This window comes from Bradyrhizobium prioriisuperbiae (assembly GCF_032397745.1).
Classification (GTDB): domain Bacteria; phylum Pseudomonadota; class Alphaproteobacteria; order Rhizobiales; family Xanthobacteraceae; genus Bradyrhizobium_A; species Bradyrhizobium_A prioriisuperbiae.
The window spans coordinates 408,218-428,107 of the sequence record NZ_CP135921.1 but is presented as its reverse complement, the minus strand read 5'-3'; the positions used below and the strand labels follow the sequence as shown (position 1 = coordinate 428,107).

Below are 19,890 nucleotides of genomic sequence, written 5' to 3'. Positions count from 1 at the left end.
TTACTCCGCCGCTTTCCGCTTGAGCTCGGGTCTGTCGATCTGAGATCGGGCTCAGTGATGATGGCTGTCGGAAGAACTGTGGCCGCCTGTCAGGGTCTCCGATCCACTCCCGTCGTTGTTCCTGTTGTTCTCGTCCCGCCTGTTGCTCAAGCCTTTCCAGAACCCGAAATAGACAAAGCTGCCGAGTACGATCAGGCCGAGCAGCGGAAGCAGCCAATTTGGCATCATCCTGATCCCGTGCGTCCGGGCCACCATCATCGGCGGCGCCGGTCTCCGATGTTAGCGCGTTCGCCGGCGCATGGCTCGCCCGGCAACTTTGCCTCTCGCCGAAAGCCCAAAACCGCGCTACGTTTCGAGCCATGGCGCGGAAGTGAGGTGGTTTGGCTTGACTTTGGCCGATCCGCGGCTATAACCCCGCGCAACCTTTAGGAATTCTGGACGAAAAATGCGCAATATTATTTCAATTATTGTCGTACTTATCGTCCCCTGGCACACCGCCCGGGGTGGCTGAGGCCACCTGCGTGACTGGCGGTGTGCAGGGCCTCTCGGGGCCCTTTTTTATTACCCGCACACCTGACGACCAAAGCGACTTCACGACCCCAACGACTTCGAGTGCAGACGTCCACGAACAAGCGGCAAGCGGATCCGGAGCGAACCATGAGCGACAGCACGAGCCACGACCCCAACCAGATGACCGGCGCAGCGATGATCGTCCGCGCGCTGATCGACCATGGGGTCAAGCACCTCTTCGGTTATCCGGGCGGCGCGGTGCTTCCGATCTATGACGAGATTTTCCAGCAGGACCAAGTCGAGCACATCCTGGTACGCCATGAGCAGGGCGCGGGCCACGCCGCGGAGGGCTATGCCCGCTCCACCGGCCTGCCGGGCGTGGTGCTGGTGACGTCGGGGCCCGGCGCCACCAACATGGTGACGCCGCTGACCGACGCGCTGATGGATTCGATCCCGCTGGTCTGCATCACCGGCCAGGTGCCGACCCACCTGATCGGCAACGACGCCTTCCAGGAGTGCGACACCGTCGGCATCACCCGTCCCTGCACCAAGCACAACTGGCTGGTGCGGCGGATCGAGGACCTGCCGCGGGTGCTGCACGAGGCGTTCTATGTCGCGACCACCGGCCGTCCGGGCCCGGTGGTGGTCGACGTGCCGAAGGACGTGCAGTTCGCCGTCGGCACTTACACCCCGCCGCGCAAGTCGGACGTGCATGTCTCCTACAAGCCGCGGGTGAAGGGCGACGCCGAGCAGATCCGCAAGGCGGTGTCGCTGCTCGCCAACGCCAAGCGTCCGGTGATCTATTCCGGCGGGGGTGTCATCAATTCGGGACTGGAAGCCTCCAGGCTGCTGCGCGAACTGGTGCAGGCGACAGGCTTCCCGATCACCTCCACCTTGATGGGTCTCGGCGCGTATCCTGCGTCGGGCAAGAACTGGCTCGGCATGCTCGGCATGCACGGCACTTATGAGGCCAACATGGCGATGCATGACTGCGACGTCATGCTGTGCATTGGCGCGCGGTTCGACGATCGCATCACCGGGCGCACCGATGCGTTCTCGCCGAACTCGAAGAAGATCCATATCGACATCGATCCGTCTTCGATCAACAAGAACATCCGCGTCGACGTTCCCATCATCGGCGACGTTGCCAACGTGCTCGGCGACTTGCTGCAGGTGTTCAAGGCGGAATCGAAGGCGCCGGACACCAGGGCCTGGTGGCAGACCATCGCGACCTGGCGTGCGCGCAATTCACTCGCGTTCAAGAAGAACGACGACGTGATCCTGCCGCAATATGCGATCCAGAGCCTGTTCGAAAAGACCCGGGGCCGCGACACCTACATCACCACGGAAGTGGGCCAGCACCAGATGTGGGCGGCGCAGTTCTTCGGCTTCGAGGAGCCGCATCGCTGGATGACGTCGGGCGGTCTCGGCACCATGGGCTATGGCCTGCCGGCGGCGCTGGGCGTGCAGGTCGCGCATCGCGACAGCCTGGTGATCGACATCGCCGGCGACGCGTCGGTGCAGATGACCATGCAGGAGATGTCGACCGCGGTTCAGTACGAACTGCCGATCAAGATCTTCATCCTCAACAACCAGTATATGGGCATGGTGCGGCAGTGGCAGCAGCTGCTGCATGGCAACCGTCTCTCGCATTCCTATTCGGAAGCGCTGCCGGATTTCGTCAAGCTGGCGGACGCGTTCGGCTGTGTCGGCATGCAGGTGACCAAGCCGCGCGATCTCGACGGCGCGCTGGACGAGATGATCAAGGTCAAGCGTCCCGTGCTGTTCGATTGCCGTGTCGCCGCGCTGGAAAATTGCTTCCCGATGATTCCGTCGGGCAAGGCGCACAATGAAATGCTGTTGCCAGCCGAAGCCAACGATGAGGCCACCGCAAAGGCCTTTGCCGGCGGCAAGGCGCTGGTGTGAACAGGGAATAGGGGACACGATCATGAACCAGCCTGCATCCGCCTATTTCCTCGAGGACCGCAAGGACCCGAACGAGACCCATACGCTTTCCGTGCTCGTCGCCAACGAGCCCGGCGTGCTCGCGCGCGTCATCGGTCTTTTTTCCGGCCGCGGCTACAACATCGAAAGCCTCACGGTGTCGGAGACCGAGCACCAGAAGCACGTCTCGCGCATCACCATCGTCACCACCGGCACGCCGCAGGTGATCCAGCAGATCAAGCACCAGCTCGACCGCATGATCCCGGTGCACAGCGTGATCGACATGACGCTGACCGGCAAGGCGATCGAGCGCGAGCTCGCCATGGTCAAGGTGCGCGGCACCGGTGAGCCGCGGGTGGAATCGCTGCGGCTGGCGGAGGCATTCCGCGCCCGCGTGATCGACGCCTCGACGGAAAGCTTCGTGTTCGAAATCACCGGCGCCACCACCAAGATCGACCAGTTCATCGACCTGATGAAGCCGCTCGGCCTTGTCGAGGTGGCGCGCACCGGCGTCGTCGCCATCGTGCGCGGACCGGAGAGCATGTAACGGCTGATTTTGGACATGAAACTGTTCGACAACACGCGCGACACAGAACGTGCCGCCGCTCACGCGGGCCGCCCCTGGCGGTTTGCGCAAGCGGCCGCCTGAGCGAGAAGCCCGCCATCATGTCGCAACAGCTGGTTGTCGCCTTCATCATCTTCGCCACGGTGGCGCTGTACACGCCGGGGCCGAACAATGTGATGCTGCTGACGTCGGGGCTGAACTATGGTTTCCGCCGCACGGTGCCGCATGTGCTCGGCGTAGCCATCGGGTTTGCGGTGCAGGTGGCGCTGATCGGGCTTGGCCTCGGCGCGGTGTTCGAGGCCTGGCCGCTGCTGCAGACGGTGCTGAAGTACGCCGGCTGTGCCTACCTGATCTATCTCGCTGTCGCGATCGCGCTGTCGGGGCCGACCGACACCTCGAACAAGGGCTCCGGCCGTCCCCTGACGTTCTTTGGCGCGGCGCTGTTCCAGTGGATCAACGTCAAGGGCTGGGTGATCGCGATCGGCACCATCACCGCTTATGCTGCAATTGCGAGCTACCCTTGGAACATCCTCGCTTTGGCTGGCCTGCTGCTGGTGCTCGGAATTTCATCGTCGGTGACCTGGGTGCTGTTCGGTACCTGGCTGCAGCCGATCGTCACATCGCCCCGCGCCGTTCGGATCTTCAATATCGTGATGGCGCTGCTGTTGCTGGCCTCGCTTTACCCGGTGCTGATGGAGGCATGATGAGGCCTCTAGTCATGCAGAAACGACCTGTCTGGACGGGCTTTCGGGCTTGTCTGGACGCCCTAGCCGCCCTACACAACGGCGGCAATTCGACGGGCCTGACCGATCACAAGGCCTGACCCAACCCCAATCATGGTGAAACGGGCAATCGCGCCCGACAGACGAAGAGGACCGACCATGCGTGTGTATTACGACCGCGACGCGGACATCAATCTGATCAAGGGCAAGAAAGTTGTCGTGGTCGGATACGGCAGCCAGGGCCATGCCCACGCGCTGAACCTCAAGGACTCCGGCGTCAAGGACGTGGCCATCGCGCTGCGCAAGGGGTCGGCTTCGGCCAAGAAGGCGGAAGCCGCCGGCTTCAAGGTGCTGGAAGTCGCCGAAGCCGCCAAGTGGGGCGACGTCATCATGATGCTGACCCCGGATGAGCTGCAGGCCGACATCTATCGCGAGCATCTGCACGACAACATGAAGAACGGCGCTGCGCTGCTGTTCGCTCATGGCCTCAACGTGCACTTCAACCTGATCGAGCCGCGCGCCGACATCGACGTGCTGATGGTCGCCCCGAAGGGCCCGGGCCACACCGTGCGCTCCGAGTATCAGCGCGGTGGCGGCGTGCCCTGCCTGATCGCGATCCATCAGGACTCGTCGGGCAATGCCCACGACCTCGGTCTGTCCTACGCCTCCGCCATCGGCGGCGGTCGCGCCGGCATCATCGAGACCTCGTTCCGCGAAGAATGCGAAACCGATCTGTTCGGCGAGCAGGTCGTGCTCTGCGGCGGCCTGGTCGAGCTGATCAAGGGCGGCTTCGAGACCCTGGTGGAAGCCGGCTACGCGCCGGAGATGGCCTACTTCGAGTGCCTGCACGAAGTGAAGCTGATCGTCGACTTGATCTATGAAGGCGGCATCGCCAACATGAACTACTCGATCTCCAACACCGCCGAATACGGTGAGTATGTCACCGGTCCGCGCATCGTGACCTCGGAGACCAAGGCCGAGATGAAGCGCGTGCTCGCCGACATCCAGAACGGCGTGTTCACCCGCAACTGGATGCTGGAGAATAAGGTCAACCAGACCTCGTTCAAGGCCACCCGCGCCAAGCTCGCCCAGCACCAGATCGAGGACGTCGGCGCCAAGCTGCGCGACATGATGCCCTGGATCAAGAAGGGTGCGCTGGTCGACAAGTCCAAGAACTAAGGTTCGGCGCTCGTCGCGCGAACGCCTTGAAAAGATCTGCGATGGCCGGGCTTTGTCCCGGCCATTTGCTTTTGCAGGACCGGGGACCATCGCGGGTGAGGTCTGGTCTTTGGGCTTGCATCTCGACAGCGTGCCAGCGAACCTTCTTCTGGACACAACGACCAGGGGAGTTTTGCATCATGCTGCAGGGATGGCGCTGGTATGGGCCCGATGATCCCGTGTCGCTGGGTGATATCCGCCAGGCCGGCGCGACCGACATCGTGTCGGCGCTGCATCAGGTGCCGATCGGCGAGGCCTGGACCCGCAAGGCGGTCGAGGAGCGCAAGGCGATCATCGAGAACGGGCCACCCGGACGCAATCCGCTGACCTGGTCGGTGGTGGAATCGATCCCGATCCCCGATGACGTCAAACGATTAGGGGCGCGGGCCACAGGCTCGATCGAGGCGTGGATCGCAAGTCTGGAGGCGGTCGCCGCCGCCGGCATCAAGGTCATCTGTTATAATTTCATGCCGGTCGTGGATTGGTGCCGCACCGATCTGGAATGGGACCTGCCGAACGGGGCCCGTGCGCTGCGTTTCGACCAGGATCGTTTTGCCGCGTTTGAGCTGCACATTCTGGAGCGGCCGGAGGCGCGCTTGGACTATTCGCCGGATGCGCAGGCCCGCGCCAGGCAGGCCTACGAGCGGATGAGCCGGGACGACATCGATGATCTCGTGATGGCCATCGCCAGCGCCTTGCCCGGTTCGACCACCGAGCCGATGACAATTCCGCAATTCCGCGATCGGCTCGACCATTACCGCGAGATCACGCCGGGCCTGCTGCGCCGGCACCTCGTCGAATTTCTGCAGCGGGTCGCGCCGGTCGCCGAACAGCTCGGTGTGACGCTGACGCTGCATCCCGACGATCCGCCACGTCCGTTGTTCGGATTGCCACGCGTCGCGTCCACGGCCGATGACTATCAGGCCTTGTTCGATGCGGTGCCGTCCAGGGCGAACGGGATCTGCCTGTGCACAGGTTCGCTGGGGGTGCGTGCGGACAATGATCTGCCCGCGATGGCCGAGCGTTTCGGGCCGCGGATTGCCTTTGCGCATCTGCGCGCAACCAAACGCGAAAGCGATGGCTCTTTCTTCGAGGCTGATCACCTGGATGGCGACGTCGATATGATCGCCGTGCTGAAGGTGTTGCTCGCGGAGAATGCGCGGCGTTCACCCGCTGACCGGATCGTATTCCGTCCCGATCATGGCCACCGCATGCTCGATGACCTCGCCGCGACCAAGCGGACCAATCCGGGTTATACCGCGATCGGCAGGCTGCGTGGGCTGGCCGAGTTGCGCGGCGCAATGCGGGCCATCGTGCACGGATAGCTCAAGCGCGATCGAGCCTGTTTGAATCGGTCTCTCCATGCTGTGGCCCACCTCGCCCCGCAAGCGGCTATCGGATTCACACATCTCGACCTGAATGTTTTAGCGCTGAGATGATGATTTTCGGCTCCCTCCCCCCTTGTGGGGGAGGGCGGGGAGGGGGGTACCCAGCATTCCGAAATCAAGATTGAGTCGTGCGAAGCATCTGATCTGATGCGCTGCGGAGTCCTCATCACCCCCCTCCCTGACCCTCCCCCACAAGGGGGGAGGGAACAGCTCATTGGATTGCGAGATGATCGGCGATTAACCGAGAGCGGAGATGTGTGCATACGAGAGCCCCTTGCGGGGAGAGGTCGCCGCGCGCTTGCGCGGCGGGTGAGGGGGCGTCGCCACAAGCTCCGTGTATCGAAGAAGAGCCCCTCATCCCAGCCTTCTCCCCGCAGGCGGGGAGAAGGAGCGCGCCATCCGTTGCCGCGTCGCCCCGAGTTCAAACGATTCACGTCTTCGGCGGCGGCATCATGTCGTGAGCTGCCATCTCAGTGGGCAGCGGCAGCCAATGATGCTTGTTGGCGGTCCAGACCGACTGCTCCGGCTTCGGGAATGTCGGATCGGCGAAGGCGCCGACGGCGATGCCGATCAGGTCCGGCATGCGCTCCGGCTCCCACGACACCGTCGATCCGCACGCGGGACAGAAATGGAACAGCACCTGCGTTCCGACCGCGGAATCGCGGATGAAGTTTTTCGACTTGCCGTGCGCCACGCTGACGGCGCGGCGTTGGAAAAAGGCGACGACGCTGAACACGCTGCCGGTGCGCCGCTGGCAGTCGGCGCAATGGCACATCGAGACGCGCACCGGCTCGCCTTCGCAGCGGAACTGAAGCCATCCGCAGGTGCAACTGGCGAAACGCTGGATGGTGGGCGCGCTCATGCGCGCACCGCCGGCGTGCGCGCCGTGGCGGTGTGCTTTCCAGCCCCACGCGTCTTCAGTCGCGGCGCTGCGCGGCGCGATGGACAGGCGGCAAGCGCCGCGCTGCCATTCCCGGCGCGCGTCTTCACGTCGTCGATCGCCGCCACGATGCGGCTGCGCAAATCCCTGACCTGGGCCAGGTGTCGATCGAGTTCGGTGAGTTTCTGCGACAGCCGCGTGATCAGGTATTCGTGGGAGCGGACATCGTGATTGTCGGCGAGGCCGCGCTTGATTTCCTGCAGCGTGAAGCCAAGCGATTGGGCCTGCAGGATCAGCTCCAGGGTCACAACCGAGTCCTCGTCATACTCGCGATAGCCGCCGGTCGACCGGCCCACCGGCTGCACCAGGCCCTCAGCCTCCAGAAACCGGATTTTCGACGACGCCACGTCGAGCCGCCGGGCCAGTTCACCGATCTTCATGGGCTTTGCCTCCTGCGTGCTCTTTGCGCTTGACCTTCAAGTTAACTTGAAGGTGTAGCGTGCCTGCACCCGATGTCCAATTCAAGGCCAATCCATGCATGCGACGATTCCACCCCATTCGCTGTTTTCTCCGCTGACCCTGCCGAACGGCACGGTAATCCCGAACCGCATCGCCAAGGCGGCGATGGAGGAGAACATGGCCGACGACGGCCAGCTTCCCGGCGCGGCGTTGCGGCGGCTCTATGAGTGCTGGTCCAAGGGCGGCGCCGGCCTCATCCTGTCCGGCAATGTGATGATCGACCCGAAAGCCCTCACCGGGCCCGGAGGGGTGGTGCTCGACGAACGGCAGCCCCTGGAGCCGTTCAAGGCCTGGGCGCTGGCGGCCAAGAGCGGGGGAGGCCAGGTTTGGCTGCAGATCAGCCATCCGGGCCGCCAGGTGTTCGTCGCGATGGGGCAGGGCGCGGTGGCCCCCTCCGCTATCCGCGTCAACATTCCCGGCCATTCGCACCGCTTCCCGGAGCCACGGGCGCTGACCGCTGACGAGATCGCCGTCATCGTGCAGCGTTTCGCAACCACGGCGAAGCTGGCCGAGGCCGCGGGGTTCGATGGCGTGCAACTTCATGCCGCGCACGGCTACCTGATCAGCCAATTCCTCTCGCCATTGAGCAACCACCGCACCGACGCGTGGGGCGGTTCGCTGGTCAATCGCGCGCGGCTGCTGATCGACGTGATCAAGGCGGTGCGCGCGGTGGTGTCGCCCGGCTTCAGCGTCGCGGTGAAGCTGAATTCGGCCGACTTCCAGAAAGGTGGTTTCGATGCGGCGGATGCGGTCCAGGTTGTGCGCTGGTTGAACGATCTGCCGGTCGATCTCGTGGAATTGTCCGGCGGCAGTTACGAAAGCCCGGCCATGCAGGGGACTGCGCAGGCCGGCAGCACCGGCGCGCGTGAGGCCTATTTCATCGATTTCGCCCGCGAGATTGGGGCCGTCGCGCGCATGCCGATCATGGTCACCGGCGGCATCCGTCGTCGCGCCATCGCCGAACAGGCGCTGTTGCCCCGTGATGGCAAGCCCGGCGTCGCCATCGTCGGCATCGCCAGCGCCATGGCGTTCGAGCCGGCGCTGCCGCAGCGATGGAAGGGCGGTGAAGCACTTGATGTCGCCATTCCCGGTGTCGGCTGGCGCAACAAGGCGCTGGCAGGTCTTGCCAAGATGGCGCTGGTCAAGCTGCAACTGCGTCGTCTCGGCGCCGGCCGTGTGCCGAAACTTGGTGCGAACCCGGTTTTCACCCTGATCGCTCAGCAGATCAGGACCGCGCGGCGCACCAAGCGTTATCGTGCCTGGGTGTCGCGGGCACGGGTAGCCCCAGCCAGATAAGGCTGTCCATCCCTGATGTTTGAACCCGATCCTCATCATGGCGACCAATTCCAGGGACTGAATGAGACGGGATTCTTCGCGTGAAACGTTGCGCCACCATGATGACGAGATCACGCGGGACAGGTGCTGCTCTTGTCACGCTGGCGTTGCTCGTGTGCGTCGGGCCCGTGTCTGCCGCAAGCAAGGGCGGCGACCCCGCCTCGGTGGAGGTGTGCGTCAAGGCGGCGGGCAACAAGGCGCGGGCGTTGGACGACTGCATCGGCAAGGCGTCGGGGCGCTGCATCGGGCCGGACGAGGGGGCGAAATCGTCCACCGAGGTTCGCACATGTCTCGACGCCGAGCAGGCCCAGTGGGACAAGCTGCTGAACGCGTCCTATCAGGCGCTGCTGAAGGGCCTCGAGCCCGATCAGCAGGCCAAGCTGCGCGACATGCAGCGATCCTGGATCGAGACCCGAACCAAGACCTGCGATTTCTACTACGATTATTTCCAGGGCACGATGGCCCATCCGATGATCGCCAACTGCCTCAACCGGGAAACCGCCCGCCGCGCGATCTTTCTTCGCGGTTTCGCTGAGGACATGGCCGGCTGGAAAAAATAGCTGCCGCTTGCCGGATCATTAGCTGCTGCGCGTCGGAACGATTTGTCCTACAAGACCGGCCATGGAACAGGCATCCGTTTCAGCACAATTCGGCGATACGTTTCGCGACCAGCTGCTCGACCTGCTGGTGTGGCGCCGTGATGTCAGGCGCTTCAAACGTGACCCGCTGCCCGACGGGATGCTGGAGCGGCTGGTCCGACTGGCTTGCCTCGCGCCGTCGGTTGGTCTCAGCGAACCGTGGCGCTTTGTGCAGGTGGAAGATCCAGCGCGTCGTCACGCCATCCGCGCCAGCTTCGAACACTGCAATGCTGCGGCCCTGCAGTCACAGTCGGAAGATCGCGTCGCACTCTATGCACGCTTGAAGCTCGCCGGGCTCGATGATGCGCCCTGCCAGTTCGCGGTGTTCGCCGATGGCGCGACCGCGCAGGGCCACGGCCTCGGCCGCCTGACCATGCCTGCGACCATCGACTATTCCGCGGTGATGGCGGTGCATACGCTCTGGCTCGCCGCGCGCGCCGAAGGCATCGGACTGGGCTGGGTGTCGATTCTCGATCCCGATGTGGTCGCCACCGCGCTGGACGTGCCGCCGGCCTGGCGTTTCATCGGTTACTTCTGCCTGGGTTATCCCATCGACAATGACGATGTGCCGGTGCTGGAGCGCGAGGGGTGGGAAACCCGGCGATTGCCCGAGTCGGTGCTGTTCCGCCGTTGAAGAGAATGATGGCGCGCTCGCCTCACGTCGCCAGCGGCGCCGGCATGGTGAGGAAGGCGCGGGTGACATGCCAGAACAGATGGCGGTTGATCGCCAGCGCGACGGAATGGGCCGTGCCCGGCAGGATGATGAACTGCCGGTCGCCGTTCGGCAGCCGGTTGAAAAACTCTTCCAGATCGGGGACGGCGGCGATGCCGTCGAATTCGCCGCGCACCAGCAGCACCGGTGACAGCACCTTCTCCGGATGCACCACCGGCAGGTTGGCGGTCATGTCCAGATAAGTGCCGGTCGGGATCTGATCGCCAAACTGCATCTCCACGTCCGCCAGCACATCGACCGCGGCCTGGTCGCTGGTGCCGGGCTTGTCGCGGGTGGCGATGGACCGGATCATCTCGCGGTCACGTTTGCGCATGTTGTGGGTGCGATAATATTCGACCTGCTCGGCACGTTTGGCCAGGGTCGGCGATCCCTCGCCCTTGTAGGTGAAGGCGGCCAGCACCAGCCGGTCGGCGCGCTCCGGCTGCACCATGGCGTAGGCGCCGGCGCGCAGCGCGCCCGAGGATTCGCCGAGGAAGTGGAATTTCCGCTGGCCGGTCTCCCGCGTCACGATTTCGGCTGCCGCTTTCAGGTCCTCGACGCCGCTGGCGATGTTGGCATTGCCGGAGGTACGCCCTGATTTGCCGTAGTTCTCGTGATCCATGGTCCAGCAGTCGAAGCCATAACGGGCGAATTCGTTCATGATCGAATATTCGCCGTGTCCCGGCACATTGAGGTCGAACACCCGCGAGGTGACGGACGAGCCGTGCACAAAGAACAGCACCGGACGCGCCGGCTCGCCCGATTTCGGCGCGCCCACGCGCTTGCGATACATCCATAGCGGGATGTCGCCTTTCTTCGCCCAGTAGTCCTGGCTCCAGATCTCGCCGGTCGCGGCCGGCTGCGCCGATGCTGTCTGCGCCTCCGCGGAGCCGATCAGGCCGCCGGCCACACCGGCTGTGAGACCTAATCCGACACCCTGGAGGATTGTGCGTCGTGCGGGCGAAGAGATGTCTTGATCGCGTTTCGTCATGATGGGCTCGCTGAGCGGTTGAACGCGTGATGGACAAAATGCTAGCAGGGGTAAGCTTTTTGCGAAAGCCAAAGCTGTATTGCGCTGCACAGGCCGGTTCCGTTCGGAAAAGGACGCAATATCAACATCACGCAATGATTGTCATATTTGAACGTTCGACCGCTTTCATGTGACTATTAGCGACGATACTTTTTGGGGCTGGAATGCATTCACGCAGATCGTTCATTGCTACCGGCGCCGCCGCTCTCGCCGGCACGGCGCTCTCTCAAAAACTTGCATTGGCTGATCCTCGCGTCGTCCTGAACGATGCGAGCCGGCTCAGTGCCACGCCGGTGGCGCGTCACGTGCGAGTGACGCCTGCGTCGCAGGACGATCTGGTCGCACGTGTGCGCGCCGAGCTGAAGGATGCGGCGGCCGCGCGACGTCCCTTCGCGGTCGGCGTCGCGCGCCACTCGATGGGCGGACAAAGCCTGCCGCGGGACGGCACCGCGCTGACCCTCTCGGGCGGCCCGATCGAACTCGACACCGCCAATCGCACCTATCGCGCGAGCGCGGGTCTCAGCTGGGCGGAGATCATTCGCACTCTCGATCCGCGCGGGTTCTCTCCCGCAGTGATGCAGTCGAACCATGATTTCGGCGTCGGCAGCACCTTCTGCGTCAACGCCCATGGCTGGCCGGTTCCCTACGGACCGTTCGGTTCGACCGTCCGTGCCATTCGTATGGTTCTGGCCGACGGGACGCTGGTGACCTGTTCGCGCACCGAGAATACCGAGCTGTTTCGTTTGGCGATGGGTGGCTACGGGCTGTTCGGCGTCATTGTCGAACTCGACGTCGACATGGTGCCGAACCTGCTGCTGACTCCAAGCTTTGAGCGGATGGATCCGGAGCGATTTGCCGAGGCCTTTGTCCGGGTCGTCACCGCCGACAAGGCCGCGCGCATGGCCTATGGACGCTTATCGGTGTCGCGTGCGGGCTTCTTCGACGAGGCGATGCTGGTCAGCTTTCGGCCGGCGGCGCAGCAGCCCGAGCGTTTGCCGGCGGCGACCAGTTCCAGCGCCATGACCGAAATTCAGCGCGAGGTTTATCGCGCGCAGATCGGCTGGGAAAACGCCAAGCGGCTGCGCTGGTACATCGAGTCGCAATTCGCTCCGATGATCGCGTCGGGCGGATGGACCCGCAACTCGCTGATGAATGAGCCGGTCGCCAATCTTGCCGGCACCAACAAGCGCCTGACCGATATCCTGCACGAATATTTCGTTCCGCCGGATCGTTTTCACGATTTCCTGCAGGCCTGTCGTGACGTGATCCCGAAGGCAAAGGCGGAGTTCCTCAATGTCACGCTGCGCTATGTCGCGGCGGACGAAACTCCGGTGCTGGCGTTTGCGCCAACGGCGCGTATTGCCGCCGTGATGTCGTTCTCGCAGGATACCTCCGCGGAAGGCGAAGCCGATATGCTTCAGCTCACCGAAGCCCTGATCGAGCGGATCGTGGCGATCGGCGGCGCGTTCTATCTGCCCTATCGCCTGCATGCCCGCCGCGACCAGGTCGAGAAGTCCTATCCCCATGTCGCCGAGTTCGTCGCCGCCAAGCGCCGCTACGACCCGAATCTGACGTTCCGCAACACCATGTGGGACACCTATTTCGCTTGAGGAGATTTGTTGTGGGACGCCACCGCCTTGCTGCCATCCTGCTCGGCCTCGCGCTGCTGTTCGCAGCCGCGACCGATTACATTCCGCCCTTCATCGATGCCCAGGGCCGGGTGTTCGGGCTTTTCTACCTCGACGTCTACAAGGATGCGCTGCATGTGGTCTCCGGGCTCTGGGCGCTGACCGCGGCGTATCTGTCGCGTCATGCAGCGGTGCAATTCCTGCGCATCTTCGGCACGCTGTATTTCCTTGACGGCGTGATGGGCGTCTTCACCGGATCGGGTTATCTGGACCTCAGCATCTTCATCGATGGCGTCCGCAATACGCCGGTGACGATCAAGATCCTGTCGAGCCTGCCGCATCTCTTTCTCGGCGCTTTCGGCATCGTCATGGGCTGGTCGCCGTGGCGCTCCACCGAAGGCAAGGCTGCATGAAGCGGCTGAAGCGCTGTCTGGTTCGGCTGGTTTTTGCGCTTGTGGTGATCGCCGCGCTGATCGCGTTTCCAATCCTGCGGGTCGAGCACAGTTGCATCGCGACGCCGGTCAATCGGGCCGCCGCGGCGCCAGCCTTCAACATTACGGACGCAAACTACCGGCGCGCCGAGGGCAACAGTTTTCTCAGCTATCCCGAATGGTACATCGTTCACGCCTATGCCGACCTTGCCGGCGTGACGGCGCGGGCCTCCGAATCCGCCTTTGATTATCTCGCTGCCATCAGCGGCTTCTGGTCGAGCCTGTGCAGCTCGACCTCGGTGGCGACACGGATCGGAGCTGTCACCGCCGACCAGAAAACCACCAACTATGTGATCGGCATCAGCTTCACCCTGGAGATGGCGATCCAGGGGCTCTATGAGCGCACCGTCGGCGCGCTGACCGCGCGGCAGCCTGCTGAGCGAACCGCCGAAGACGCGTTCAATCTGCGCCTGCTGCAGGAGTATGCGGCGTTCCTGCAGCAAACACCGTGGTACCAGTACCCGTTCAAGGCGGAGCTCGGCCGGCTCTGGAGCGAGGTGCCGTTTCACTGGTCGGTGCGCAGCGTGGAGCGGCGCGTCTCGCTCAGCCTGCAGTACGGCGTCAAGGCGCTCTACGCCGCGGCGATCCGGTATGCCGCGGGCTACGCGCCGGCCGACCTGACCATCAAGAGCGTGGTCGGAGGGCTCGATCAAACGGATGTCGCCGCCGAGCCGCGGATCAAGCCGATCCGCGAGATCACGGCCACCGACGGCACACGCGCCAGCCTGATCGAAACCCCGCGCTACCAGGCCCTGACCGAGATCATTCAGGGGCTGGGCGCGCGCCGCCGCACGCTTCTGGAGATCGCCGGCAATCGGCGGATTCTGACCACGGTCATCGTCCCGCCCGGAAAAACCCTTAACCTTGCGGGCGCGGTCGAGATATTCTCGATCCCGATCCAGTCCGACCCGGGCGCGCGGCGTCTCGGGTTCGATACGACGGTGACATCGCTCGCCGCCCAGGCGGGCGCAGTGGAAGCCCAGGGAGGGCGGTTCGAGCATGCCTACGACTACTGAGCGGACGCGACGACGTGCCCTGCCGGTCGGCGGCATCGCGCTTGCGCTCGTGCTGTGGTTCGGTGGCATGACGCTCGCGGCGTTGCTGATCCGGCCCGAGGCCGTGGTCGCATTCGGATCTCCGTCGCACCTGCTGCAGGCTGCGGTCGATACCGACGGTCAGCCGTTGAATGCCGGCCGCGGATTCGTCACCGTGAGGACCGGAAGCGCCGACACCGTCCGGCGCCTCTACGCCGAAGGGGCGTGGCTGGTCTGGCCGGTACTGGGCGCGGGATGTCGGGGCAGGGCCGGGGCCTGATTTGTGCGCCTGTCACGCCTGGATAATGTCACCGTCCGAAAATAGTCGGCGACAGAATTGTCCATCCTTCCTGGAGGTCAAACATGCGATCCGTCGTTATCACCGGCACATCCACCGGCATCGGTTTCGGCACGGCAAAAGTGCTGCTCGATCGCGGCTTCCGGGTGTTCGGCAGCGTGCGCAAGGCGGTGGACGCCGAGCGCTTGAAACAGCAGTTCGGCAGCAATTTCACGCCGTTGATCTTCGATGTCACCGATGAGGCCGCGGTGCACGCGGCGGCGGGCGACGTGCGCGCCGCGCTCGGCGGCGAGACACTGGCCGGCCTTGTCAACAATGCCGGCATCGCGGTGTCGGGGCCGTTGCTGGAGCTCACGGCCGACGAATTTCGCAAGCAGATGGACGTCAATGTGCTCGGGCCGGTGATTTCCACCCAGGCCTTCGCGCCGCTGCTTGGCGCCGACGGATCGCTCAAGGGCGCGCCCGGACGCATTGTCATGATCGGCTCGGTGGCTGGCCAGAACGGCAATCCGCTGCTGTCGCCCTACAGCACGTCGAAGCACGCCATCGAAGGGCTGTCCGAAAGCCTGCGGCGGGAATTCATGCTGTTCGGCATCGACGTCATCATCATCGGCCCTGGTGTGGTGAAGACGCCGATCTGGGATAAGGCCGAGGAGATTGATATTGCGCGCTACAACAATTCGCCGTTCCTGCCGGCGCTGGAGCGGCTGCGCGCCTTCATGCTGAGGCTGTCGAAGGACGGCCTGCCGCCGGAACAGATCGGTGAACTGGTGCATCATGTGCTGACCGCGCCGCGGCCGAAGGTGCGTTATGCCGTGAGCCCCGAGCCGGTCCAGCTTCTGCTGGCCAAGATTCTGCCGAAGCGGCTGCTCGACGGCATCATTGCGAAGCGGCTGGGGTTGCTGCCGGCGAAGGGCGGCTGAGGTGCGGTGCGTCGATTTTGCAGGCACGGCGGCACTGGTCATTCTCCCCGAGATATATTATTCGCGAAACGCGTCGTCCGGGTCCGGGCGGCGTCGAGGTTCGGAGCGAAGCGGGGAGTCCCATGCGGTTTTTGCTGTCGGGTTTGTTGATGAGCTGCGGCATTGTCCTGGCCTCGTCCTCCGCCACAACACAGGCCATGGCGCAGGCCATGCGCGCCGAATGCGCGCGACCATGCGGCGATCAGCCGTTATGCCGGCTCGTGGCTGGTCGCGCAGGAAACCAGGGAGTTCGACGGCGTCGAGTTGCCCGAGAAGGACGGCAGTTCGGTCCGCCTGGAGGGGCGCATCACGCGCCTGTTCTATCTCTCGCCCGCCGGCAAATCGGTGCTGGAAGTCCAGCGCAATTACGAGCAGGCGCTGGAGCGGGCCGGCGCCGTCAAGCGTGACGGCTGCAGCGAGACCTGCGGCAACCGTAGCTTCAAGCCGATCCGCAGCCAGCCGGGCAATGCGGTGCTGTCGAAGGCGGCGCTGCAGGGCTGGACAGCCGAAACCCTGCTGCAGCAATGGCAGGACGCCGGCAAGGACTATTACTGGTTCAGCACGCTCAATGCGGCGGGGAAGGCACTGCACGTCGCCGTGCTCTCTGCCAAGCCTGGCACTATCGCGCTGGCCAGCACGTACGTGGCGACCGTTGTGGAGATCGTCGAGCCCAAGGCCATGGACACCGGCAAGGTCACGGTCGATGCCGCCGCGCTGACCAAGGGCCTGCAGGCCGAAGGCAAGGTGGCGCTCTACGGCATCTTTTTCGACACCGGCAAATCCGTCATCAAACCGGAGTCCAGGGCGCAGCTCGCGGAAATGGCCCGCGCGCTGCAGGCCCAGCCGGCGCTCAAGGTCTACATTGTTGGCCACACCGATAACCAGGGTCCGCTGGACGCGAACCTTGTGCTCTCGAAGGCGCGTGCGCAGGCCGTGGTCGATGCCTTGACCGGCCAGCATGCCGTCGATGCGAAACGCCTCTCGGCCGCGGGGCTTGCAAGTTACGCGCCCCTGGCCGGCAACGCCGACGAGACCGGCCGCGCCCGCAATCGCCGCGTCGAGATGGTGCTGCAGTAACGCGCGTGGGTGTAGCGAGGCTGGTCACGGTGTCGCAAGCTGTCGCTTGCTTCGCACCGCGGCAATGATCCTGATCGCCATCACCAGCAGCAGCGGCAGCAGGAACCAGGCGTAGTTCGGCATTGGCGGAATGCGCATGCCGAAACTCACCATGAACTGGAACCAGAGATAATAGATGCCGGTGGTGTGCAGCACGCGCCAGGCACGCGGGCCGATCACGGCCGCCGTGCGGTCGAACGAGGTTGCAGCCATTGCGACAATGAAGCCGTAGCCGAGGCCACCGAAGATGAAGGAGGCCGGCGAGGTGGCTTCATCGAAGGCGGCCGGCGCCATCGCCGCGAACAGCACGATGGCGATGGCGTGGAGGCCGTGGGAGGCGGCGAAGCTCAGGCCAATGTAACGGCGGTTGCGCCGCTGCCAGCGGGTCCAGGCATTCGGCCACAGCCGGACCAGCGCGGATGCGCTGAAGGCGAGGCAGAACAGCAGCAGCGAGGTGCGGGCGGTGAAGCGGATCGCAAGGCGGACACCGTCCACCTCGAAGCCGCGCATGCTGGCGAGCCACACCGACAGTGCGGCGATGGCGAAAGTGGCGGCAATGGGGAGCCGCCAGCCGTCCAGCCAGGCGGCGGTGCCGTTCGGGCGCGACGGGGTCATCGGGATCCTCCTCAGGTTTATGTAATCACCAGTTACATTTGATCGGGCGAAACCTGTCAATCCGGTGTATGCAGTGATTACATTCACGATCGGGTGATGCTATAGATCCGCCATGACCCGTACTTCCCCTCCCAAGCGGCCCGCGACCCGGCGGGCATCCTCCGGCGCCGCCCGGCCATCAAAACGAGTCGCCGCCGCAAAACCCTATCATCATGGCGACCTGCGCCGGGTGCTGGTGGACGCGGCTTTTGAACTGGTAACGGAAGGCGGCGCCGAAGCGGTGAGCGTGCGCGAGGCGGCCCGCCGCGCCGGCGTCTCGCCGGGTGCTCCGTTCCGGCACTTCCCCAGCCGCGATGCGCTGCTGGCCGCGGTGGCGGAAGAAGCGCAGCGCCGCTTCCGGGCGGAGATCTCCGCGGCATTGGCCGATGTCCCGGAGCAGGATCCGCTGGCCCGGTATCGCGCGCTGGGGCGTGCCTATCTGCGGTGGGCACTGCGCAATCCCGCGCATTTCGAAGTGATCTCGACCGGCCGCCTGTTCGACTATGAGGCGGCAGGAGAGCTGCGCGCCGACAACGCCGAGATCATCGCCACCACCGCGCGCGTGCTCGAGGAGGCCGGTGCAAGAGGTCTGCTGCGCACGCGCGATGTGCGTGTGCTGCAGATCGCCGGCCGCGCGCTGGTCTATGGATTCGCGCGGATGAAAACCGACGGCCACTTTCCGCGCTGGGGCGTGGCCGATGACGAGGTCGAGCTGCTGGCGGACAAGGTCCTGGATCTGTTTCTCGCAGGCATCGCAACGGAGAGCTGAAGGACGGCCGGGTGAGGATGCATCAGTCCGGCAGCCGGGCGGCCGGCATGTGCTGTCCCTGCTGGTGCAGCGTCACCCCGGTGGCGCGGCCGTTTGGGCTGGTCTCAAAGCTCAACTGCGCGTCGACCTCCTTGAGAAAGAAATCTGTCTCGCTCTCGGCAAACACCTCCACCTTCGGCTGGCCGGTGGGCTGTGCGAACAATCCCTTGCCGTCGTGCGTCACGGTCAGGATGAAGTCCGGGGTCAGCTGATAGCGTCCGACATAACGATCATACAGTTTCGGATCGAGGGCGATGGCCACGCGTGGTTTGGGTGGCTGCGCCAGCGGCTTGTCCTGATCGATCAGGTGAAAGCCGATGTCCCCGGCCCCAAGCATGGAGGCGCTGTTGGACAGCACCACCACGCCGATTTTCGAGGCCGGCAGAAAACCGATGAACGATTGATAACCGCCTGTCCCGCCGGTGTGCCAGATGATGTCCTCGAGGCCTTCGGTGGTAATGGCCCAGCCGAGACCGGTTTCGAGCCCGGCGGCGGCGCCTGCGCGACGGGTGGCAAGTGTTGCGGTCAAGGCAGGAAACAGTGCGGTATCCTTCAGCGCGATGGTCATCTCCAGGAAGGTCAGCAGATCGTTGGCCGTTGCGCGCAGGGCGCCCGCACCCGCAAGTGTCGGCAGATCCCAGTTGGCGGCGGCCTGCAGGTCATGATCGTGGCCGGCCGCCAGCTGCGTGCCCAGCTGCGGCGGCAGCGCGATTGCGGTGCTCGCCATGCCCAGCGGGGACAGGATGCGTTGGCGCACCAGGGTCTCGTAGTCGGTGCCGGCGCGCCGCGCCAAAGCATGACCGAGCAGGCCGGCGCCGAGATTGGAATACTCGTACGCGCTGCCGATGTCGCGGGGCAGCTGATAGTTCGACAGGAACGTGTAGAGCTGCTCGACAGTGTAATCCGCATAGGGGTTGGCGGGATCCGCCATCGCCATGTTGTCCGGCAGCAGCGGCAGCGCCGAGGTGTGGGTCGCCAGATCCACAAGCGTGATCTGTTTGCCGTCGCGCTCCGGCATGATCACGCCATCAGGCAGATACCTTGCCACGGCATCGTCGAGCCGTACTTCGCCACGGCCGACCATGTCGGCAAGCAGCAGGCCGGTGAAGACCTTGGTGATCGAGCCGATCTCGTACACCGTATTGCCGTCCACCGGCCGCTGGTCGCTGGTCCCGAAATGGCCGTGGGCGATGATGCGGCGGCCCTGGGACGACACCAGCCCAACCACGATGCCGACGCTTTGCTTCTGAATGTCGATCCGTTCGATCAGGATCTTTCGGATATCGGCGTCGGTGAAAAGAGGCGCATCCGCGCGAGTGGCGTCTGTAACCATGGCAGCCATCAAGAACGCTCCTCCTGCAATCAGGCGTCTCATCGTCGGTCAGCTCCATCGATGGACGCAATGTGGTCGCATGCCGCTGCGGCAAGCGGCCGTCGA

21 protein-coding genes are annotated in these 19,890 nt (G+C 64.4%); 15 read left to right on the top strand and 6 right to left on the bottom strand.

Annotated features, from left to right (window positions below):
- Positions 1-51: 51 nt before the first annotated feature.
- Positions 52-225, bottom strand: a complete 174-nt coding sequence (locus RS897_RS02025; protein WP_315834950.1) for a hypothetical protein — start codon at positions 223-225, stop codon at positions 52-54.
- Positions 226-657: 432 nt separating this feature from the next.
- Here RS897_RS02025 and RS897_RS02020 point away from each other — a divergent pair, with 432 nt between their 5' ends.
- From RS897_RS02020 to uxuA, 5 genes are all read left to right on the top strand, one after another.
- The gene (locus RS897_RS02020; protein ID WP_315834949.1) at positions 658-2,436 is read left to right on the top strand and encodes an acetolactate synthase 3 large subunit; all 1,779 of its coding nucleotides are present in this window, start codon (positions 658-660) and stop codon (positions 2,434-2,436) included.
- Positions 2,437-2,458: 22 nt separating this feature from the next.
- Positions 2,459-3,001 (top strand): acetolactate synthase small subunit, encoded by a 543-nt coding sequence (gene ilvN, locus RS897_RS02015; RefSeq protein ID WP_315834948.1) that lies wholly within the window; start codon positions 2,459-2,461, stop codon positions 2,999-3,001.
- 119 nt (positions 3,002-3,120) lie between these two features.
- Positions 3,121-3,723 (top strand): LysE family translocator, encoded by a 603-nt coding sequence (locus RS897_RS02010; RefSeq protein ID WP_315834947.1) that lies wholly within the window; start codon positions 3,121-3,123, stop codon positions 3,721-3,723.
- 177 nt (positions 3,724-3,900) lie between these two features.
- On the top strand, positions 3,901-4,920 hold the full coding sequence (gene ilvC / locus RS897_RS02005) for a ketol-acid reductoisomerase (protein WP_315834946.1): 1,020 nt from the start codon (positions 3,901-3,903) through the stop codon (positions 4,918-4,920).
- A 179-nt stretch (positions 4,921-5,099) separates the two neighbouring features.
- Positions 5,100-6,284, top strand: coding sequence for a mannonate dehydratase (gene uxuA, locus RS897_RS02000; RefSeq protein WP_315834945.1), 1,185 nt, complete (start codon positions 5,100-5,102; stop codon positions 6,282-6,284).
- A gap of 493 nt (positions 6,285-6,777) precedes the next feature.
- Here uxuA and RS897_RS01995 read toward each other — a convergent pair whose 3' ends face one another.
- Both RS897_RS01995 and RS897_RS01990 read right to left on the bottom strand, forming a co-directional pair.
- Complete coding sequence (locus RS897_RS01995) at positions 6,778-7,209, bottom strand: GFA family protein (RefSeq protein WP_315834944.1); 432 nt, start codon at positions 7,207-7,209, stop codon at positions 6,778-6,780.
- The gene (locus tag RS897_RS01990; protein WP_315834943.1) at positions 7,206-7,667 is read right to left on the bottom strand and encodes a MerR family transcriptional regulator; all 462 of its coding nucleotides are present in this window, start codon (positions 7,665-7,667) and stop codon (positions 7,206-7,208) included. The genes RS897_RS01995 and RS897_RS01990 overlap by 4 nt, the downstream gene beginning before the upstream one ends.
- A 94-nt stretch (positions 7,668-7,761) precedes the next feature.
- Here RS897_RS01990 and RS897_RS01985 point away from each other — a divergent pair, with 94 nt between their 5' ends.
- The 3 genes from RS897_RS01985 (at position 7,762) to bluB (ending at position 10,353) form a co-directional block, all read left to right on the top strand.
- Positions 7,762-9,042: an NADH:flavin oxidoreductase/NADH oxidase family protein gene (locus RS897_RS01985; protein WP_315834942.1), complete on the top strand. Its 1,281-nt coding sequence runs from the start codon at positions 7,762-7,764 to the stop codon at positions 9,040-9,042.
- Between the two features lie 167 nt (positions 9,043-9,209).
- Complete coding sequence (locus RS897_RS01980) at positions 9,210-9,641, top strand: lysozyme inhibitor LprI family protein (RefSeq protein ID WP_315834941.1); 432 nt, start codon at positions 9,210-9,212, stop codon at positions 9,639-9,641.
- Positions 9,642-9,702: 61 nt separating this feature from the next.
- Complete coding sequence (gene bluB, locus RS897_RS01975; RefSeq protein WP_315834940.1) at positions 9,703-10,353, top strand: 5,6-dimethylbenzimidazole synthase; 651 nt, start codon at positions 9,703-9,705, stop codon at positions 10,351-10,353.
- A 22-nt stretch (positions 10,354-10,375) separates the two neighbouring features.
- Here bluB and RS897_RS01970 read toward each other — a convergent pair whose 3' ends face one another.
- A complete protein-coding gene (locus RS897_RS01970; RefSeq protein ID WP_315834939.1) occupies positions 10,376-11,422 on the bottom strand; it encodes an alpha/beta hydrolase in 1,047 nt (348 codons plus the stop codon).
- A gap of 203 nt (positions 11,423-11,625) precedes the next feature.
- Here RS897_RS01970 and RS897_RS01965 point away from each other — a divergent pair, with 203 nt between their 5' ends.
- The 6 genes from RS897_RS01965 to RS897_RS01940 all read left to right on the top strand — a co-directional run bounded on the left by RS897_RS01965 (position 11,626) and on the right by RS897_RS01940 (position 16,951).
- Positions 11,626-13,071 (top strand): FAD-binding oxidoreductase, encoded by a 1,446-nt coding sequence (locus RS897_RS01965; protein ID WP_315834938.1) that lies wholly within the window; start codon positions 11,626-11,628, stop codon positions 13,069-13,071.
- Between the two features lie 11 nt (positions 13,072-13,082).
- The gene (locus tag RS897_RS01960; protein WP_315834937.1) at positions 13,083-13,502 is read left to right on the top strand and encodes a hypothetical protein; all 420 of its coding nucleotides are present in this window, start codon (positions 13,083-13,085) and stop codon (positions 13,500-13,502) included.
- Positions 13,499-14,596 carry a hypothetical protein gene (locus RS897_RS01955; RefSeq protein WP_315834936.1) on the top strand — a complete coding sequence of 366 codons (1,098 nt, stop codon included), beginning with the start codon at positions 13,499-13,501 and terminating at the stop codon, positions 14,594-14,596. Before RS897_RS01960 ends, RS897_RS01955 begins: the two co-directional genes overlap by 4 nt.
- Complete coding sequence (locus RS897_RS01950; protein WP_315834935.1) at positions 14,580-14,894, top strand: hypothetical protein; 315 nt, start codon at positions 14,580-14,582, stop codon at positions 14,892-14,894. Before RS897_RS01955 ends, RS897_RS01950 begins: the two co-directional genes overlap by 17 nt.
- Before the next feature lie 83 nt (positions 14,895-14,977).
- Positions 14,978-15,835, top strand: coding sequence for an SDR family oxidoreductase (locus RS897_RS01945; protein ID WP_315834934.1), 858 nt, complete (start codon positions 14,978-14,980; stop codon positions 15,833-15,835).
- 162 nt (positions 15,836-15,997) lie between these two features.
- Positions 15,998-16,951: an OmpA family protein gene (locus RS897_RS01940; RefSeq protein ID WP_315834933.1), complete on the top strand. Its 954-nt coding sequence runs from the start codon at positions 15,998-16,000 to the stop codon at positions 16,949-16,951.
- 24 nt (positions 16,952-16,975) lie between these two features.
- Here the strand turns inward: RS897_RS01940 and RS897_RS01935 are convergent, their stop codons facing one another.
- Positions 16,976-17,605, bottom strand: a complete 630-nt coding sequence (locus RS897_RS01935) for a hypothetical protein (RefSeq protein ID WP_315834932.1) — start codon at positions 17,603-17,605, stop codon at positions 16,976-16,978.
- 112 nt (positions 17,606-17,717) lie between these two features.
- Here RS897_RS01935 and RS897_RS01930 point away from each other — a divergent pair, with 112 nt between their 5' ends.
- Positions 17,718-18,413, top strand: a complete 696-nt coding sequence (locus tag RS897_RS01930; protein ID WP_315834931.1) for a TetR/AcrR family transcriptional regulator — start codon at positions 17,718-17,720, stop codon at positions 18,411-18,413.
- 22 nt (positions 18,414-18,435) lie between these two features.
- Here RS897_RS01930 and RS897_RS01925 read toward each other — a convergent pair whose 3' ends face one another.
- A complete protein-coding gene (locus RS897_RS01925) occupies positions 18,436-19,794 on the bottom strand; it encodes a serine hydrolase (RefSeq protein WP_315834930.1) in 1,359 nt (452 codons plus the stop codon).
- Positions 19,795-19,890: the final 96 nt, after the last annotated feature.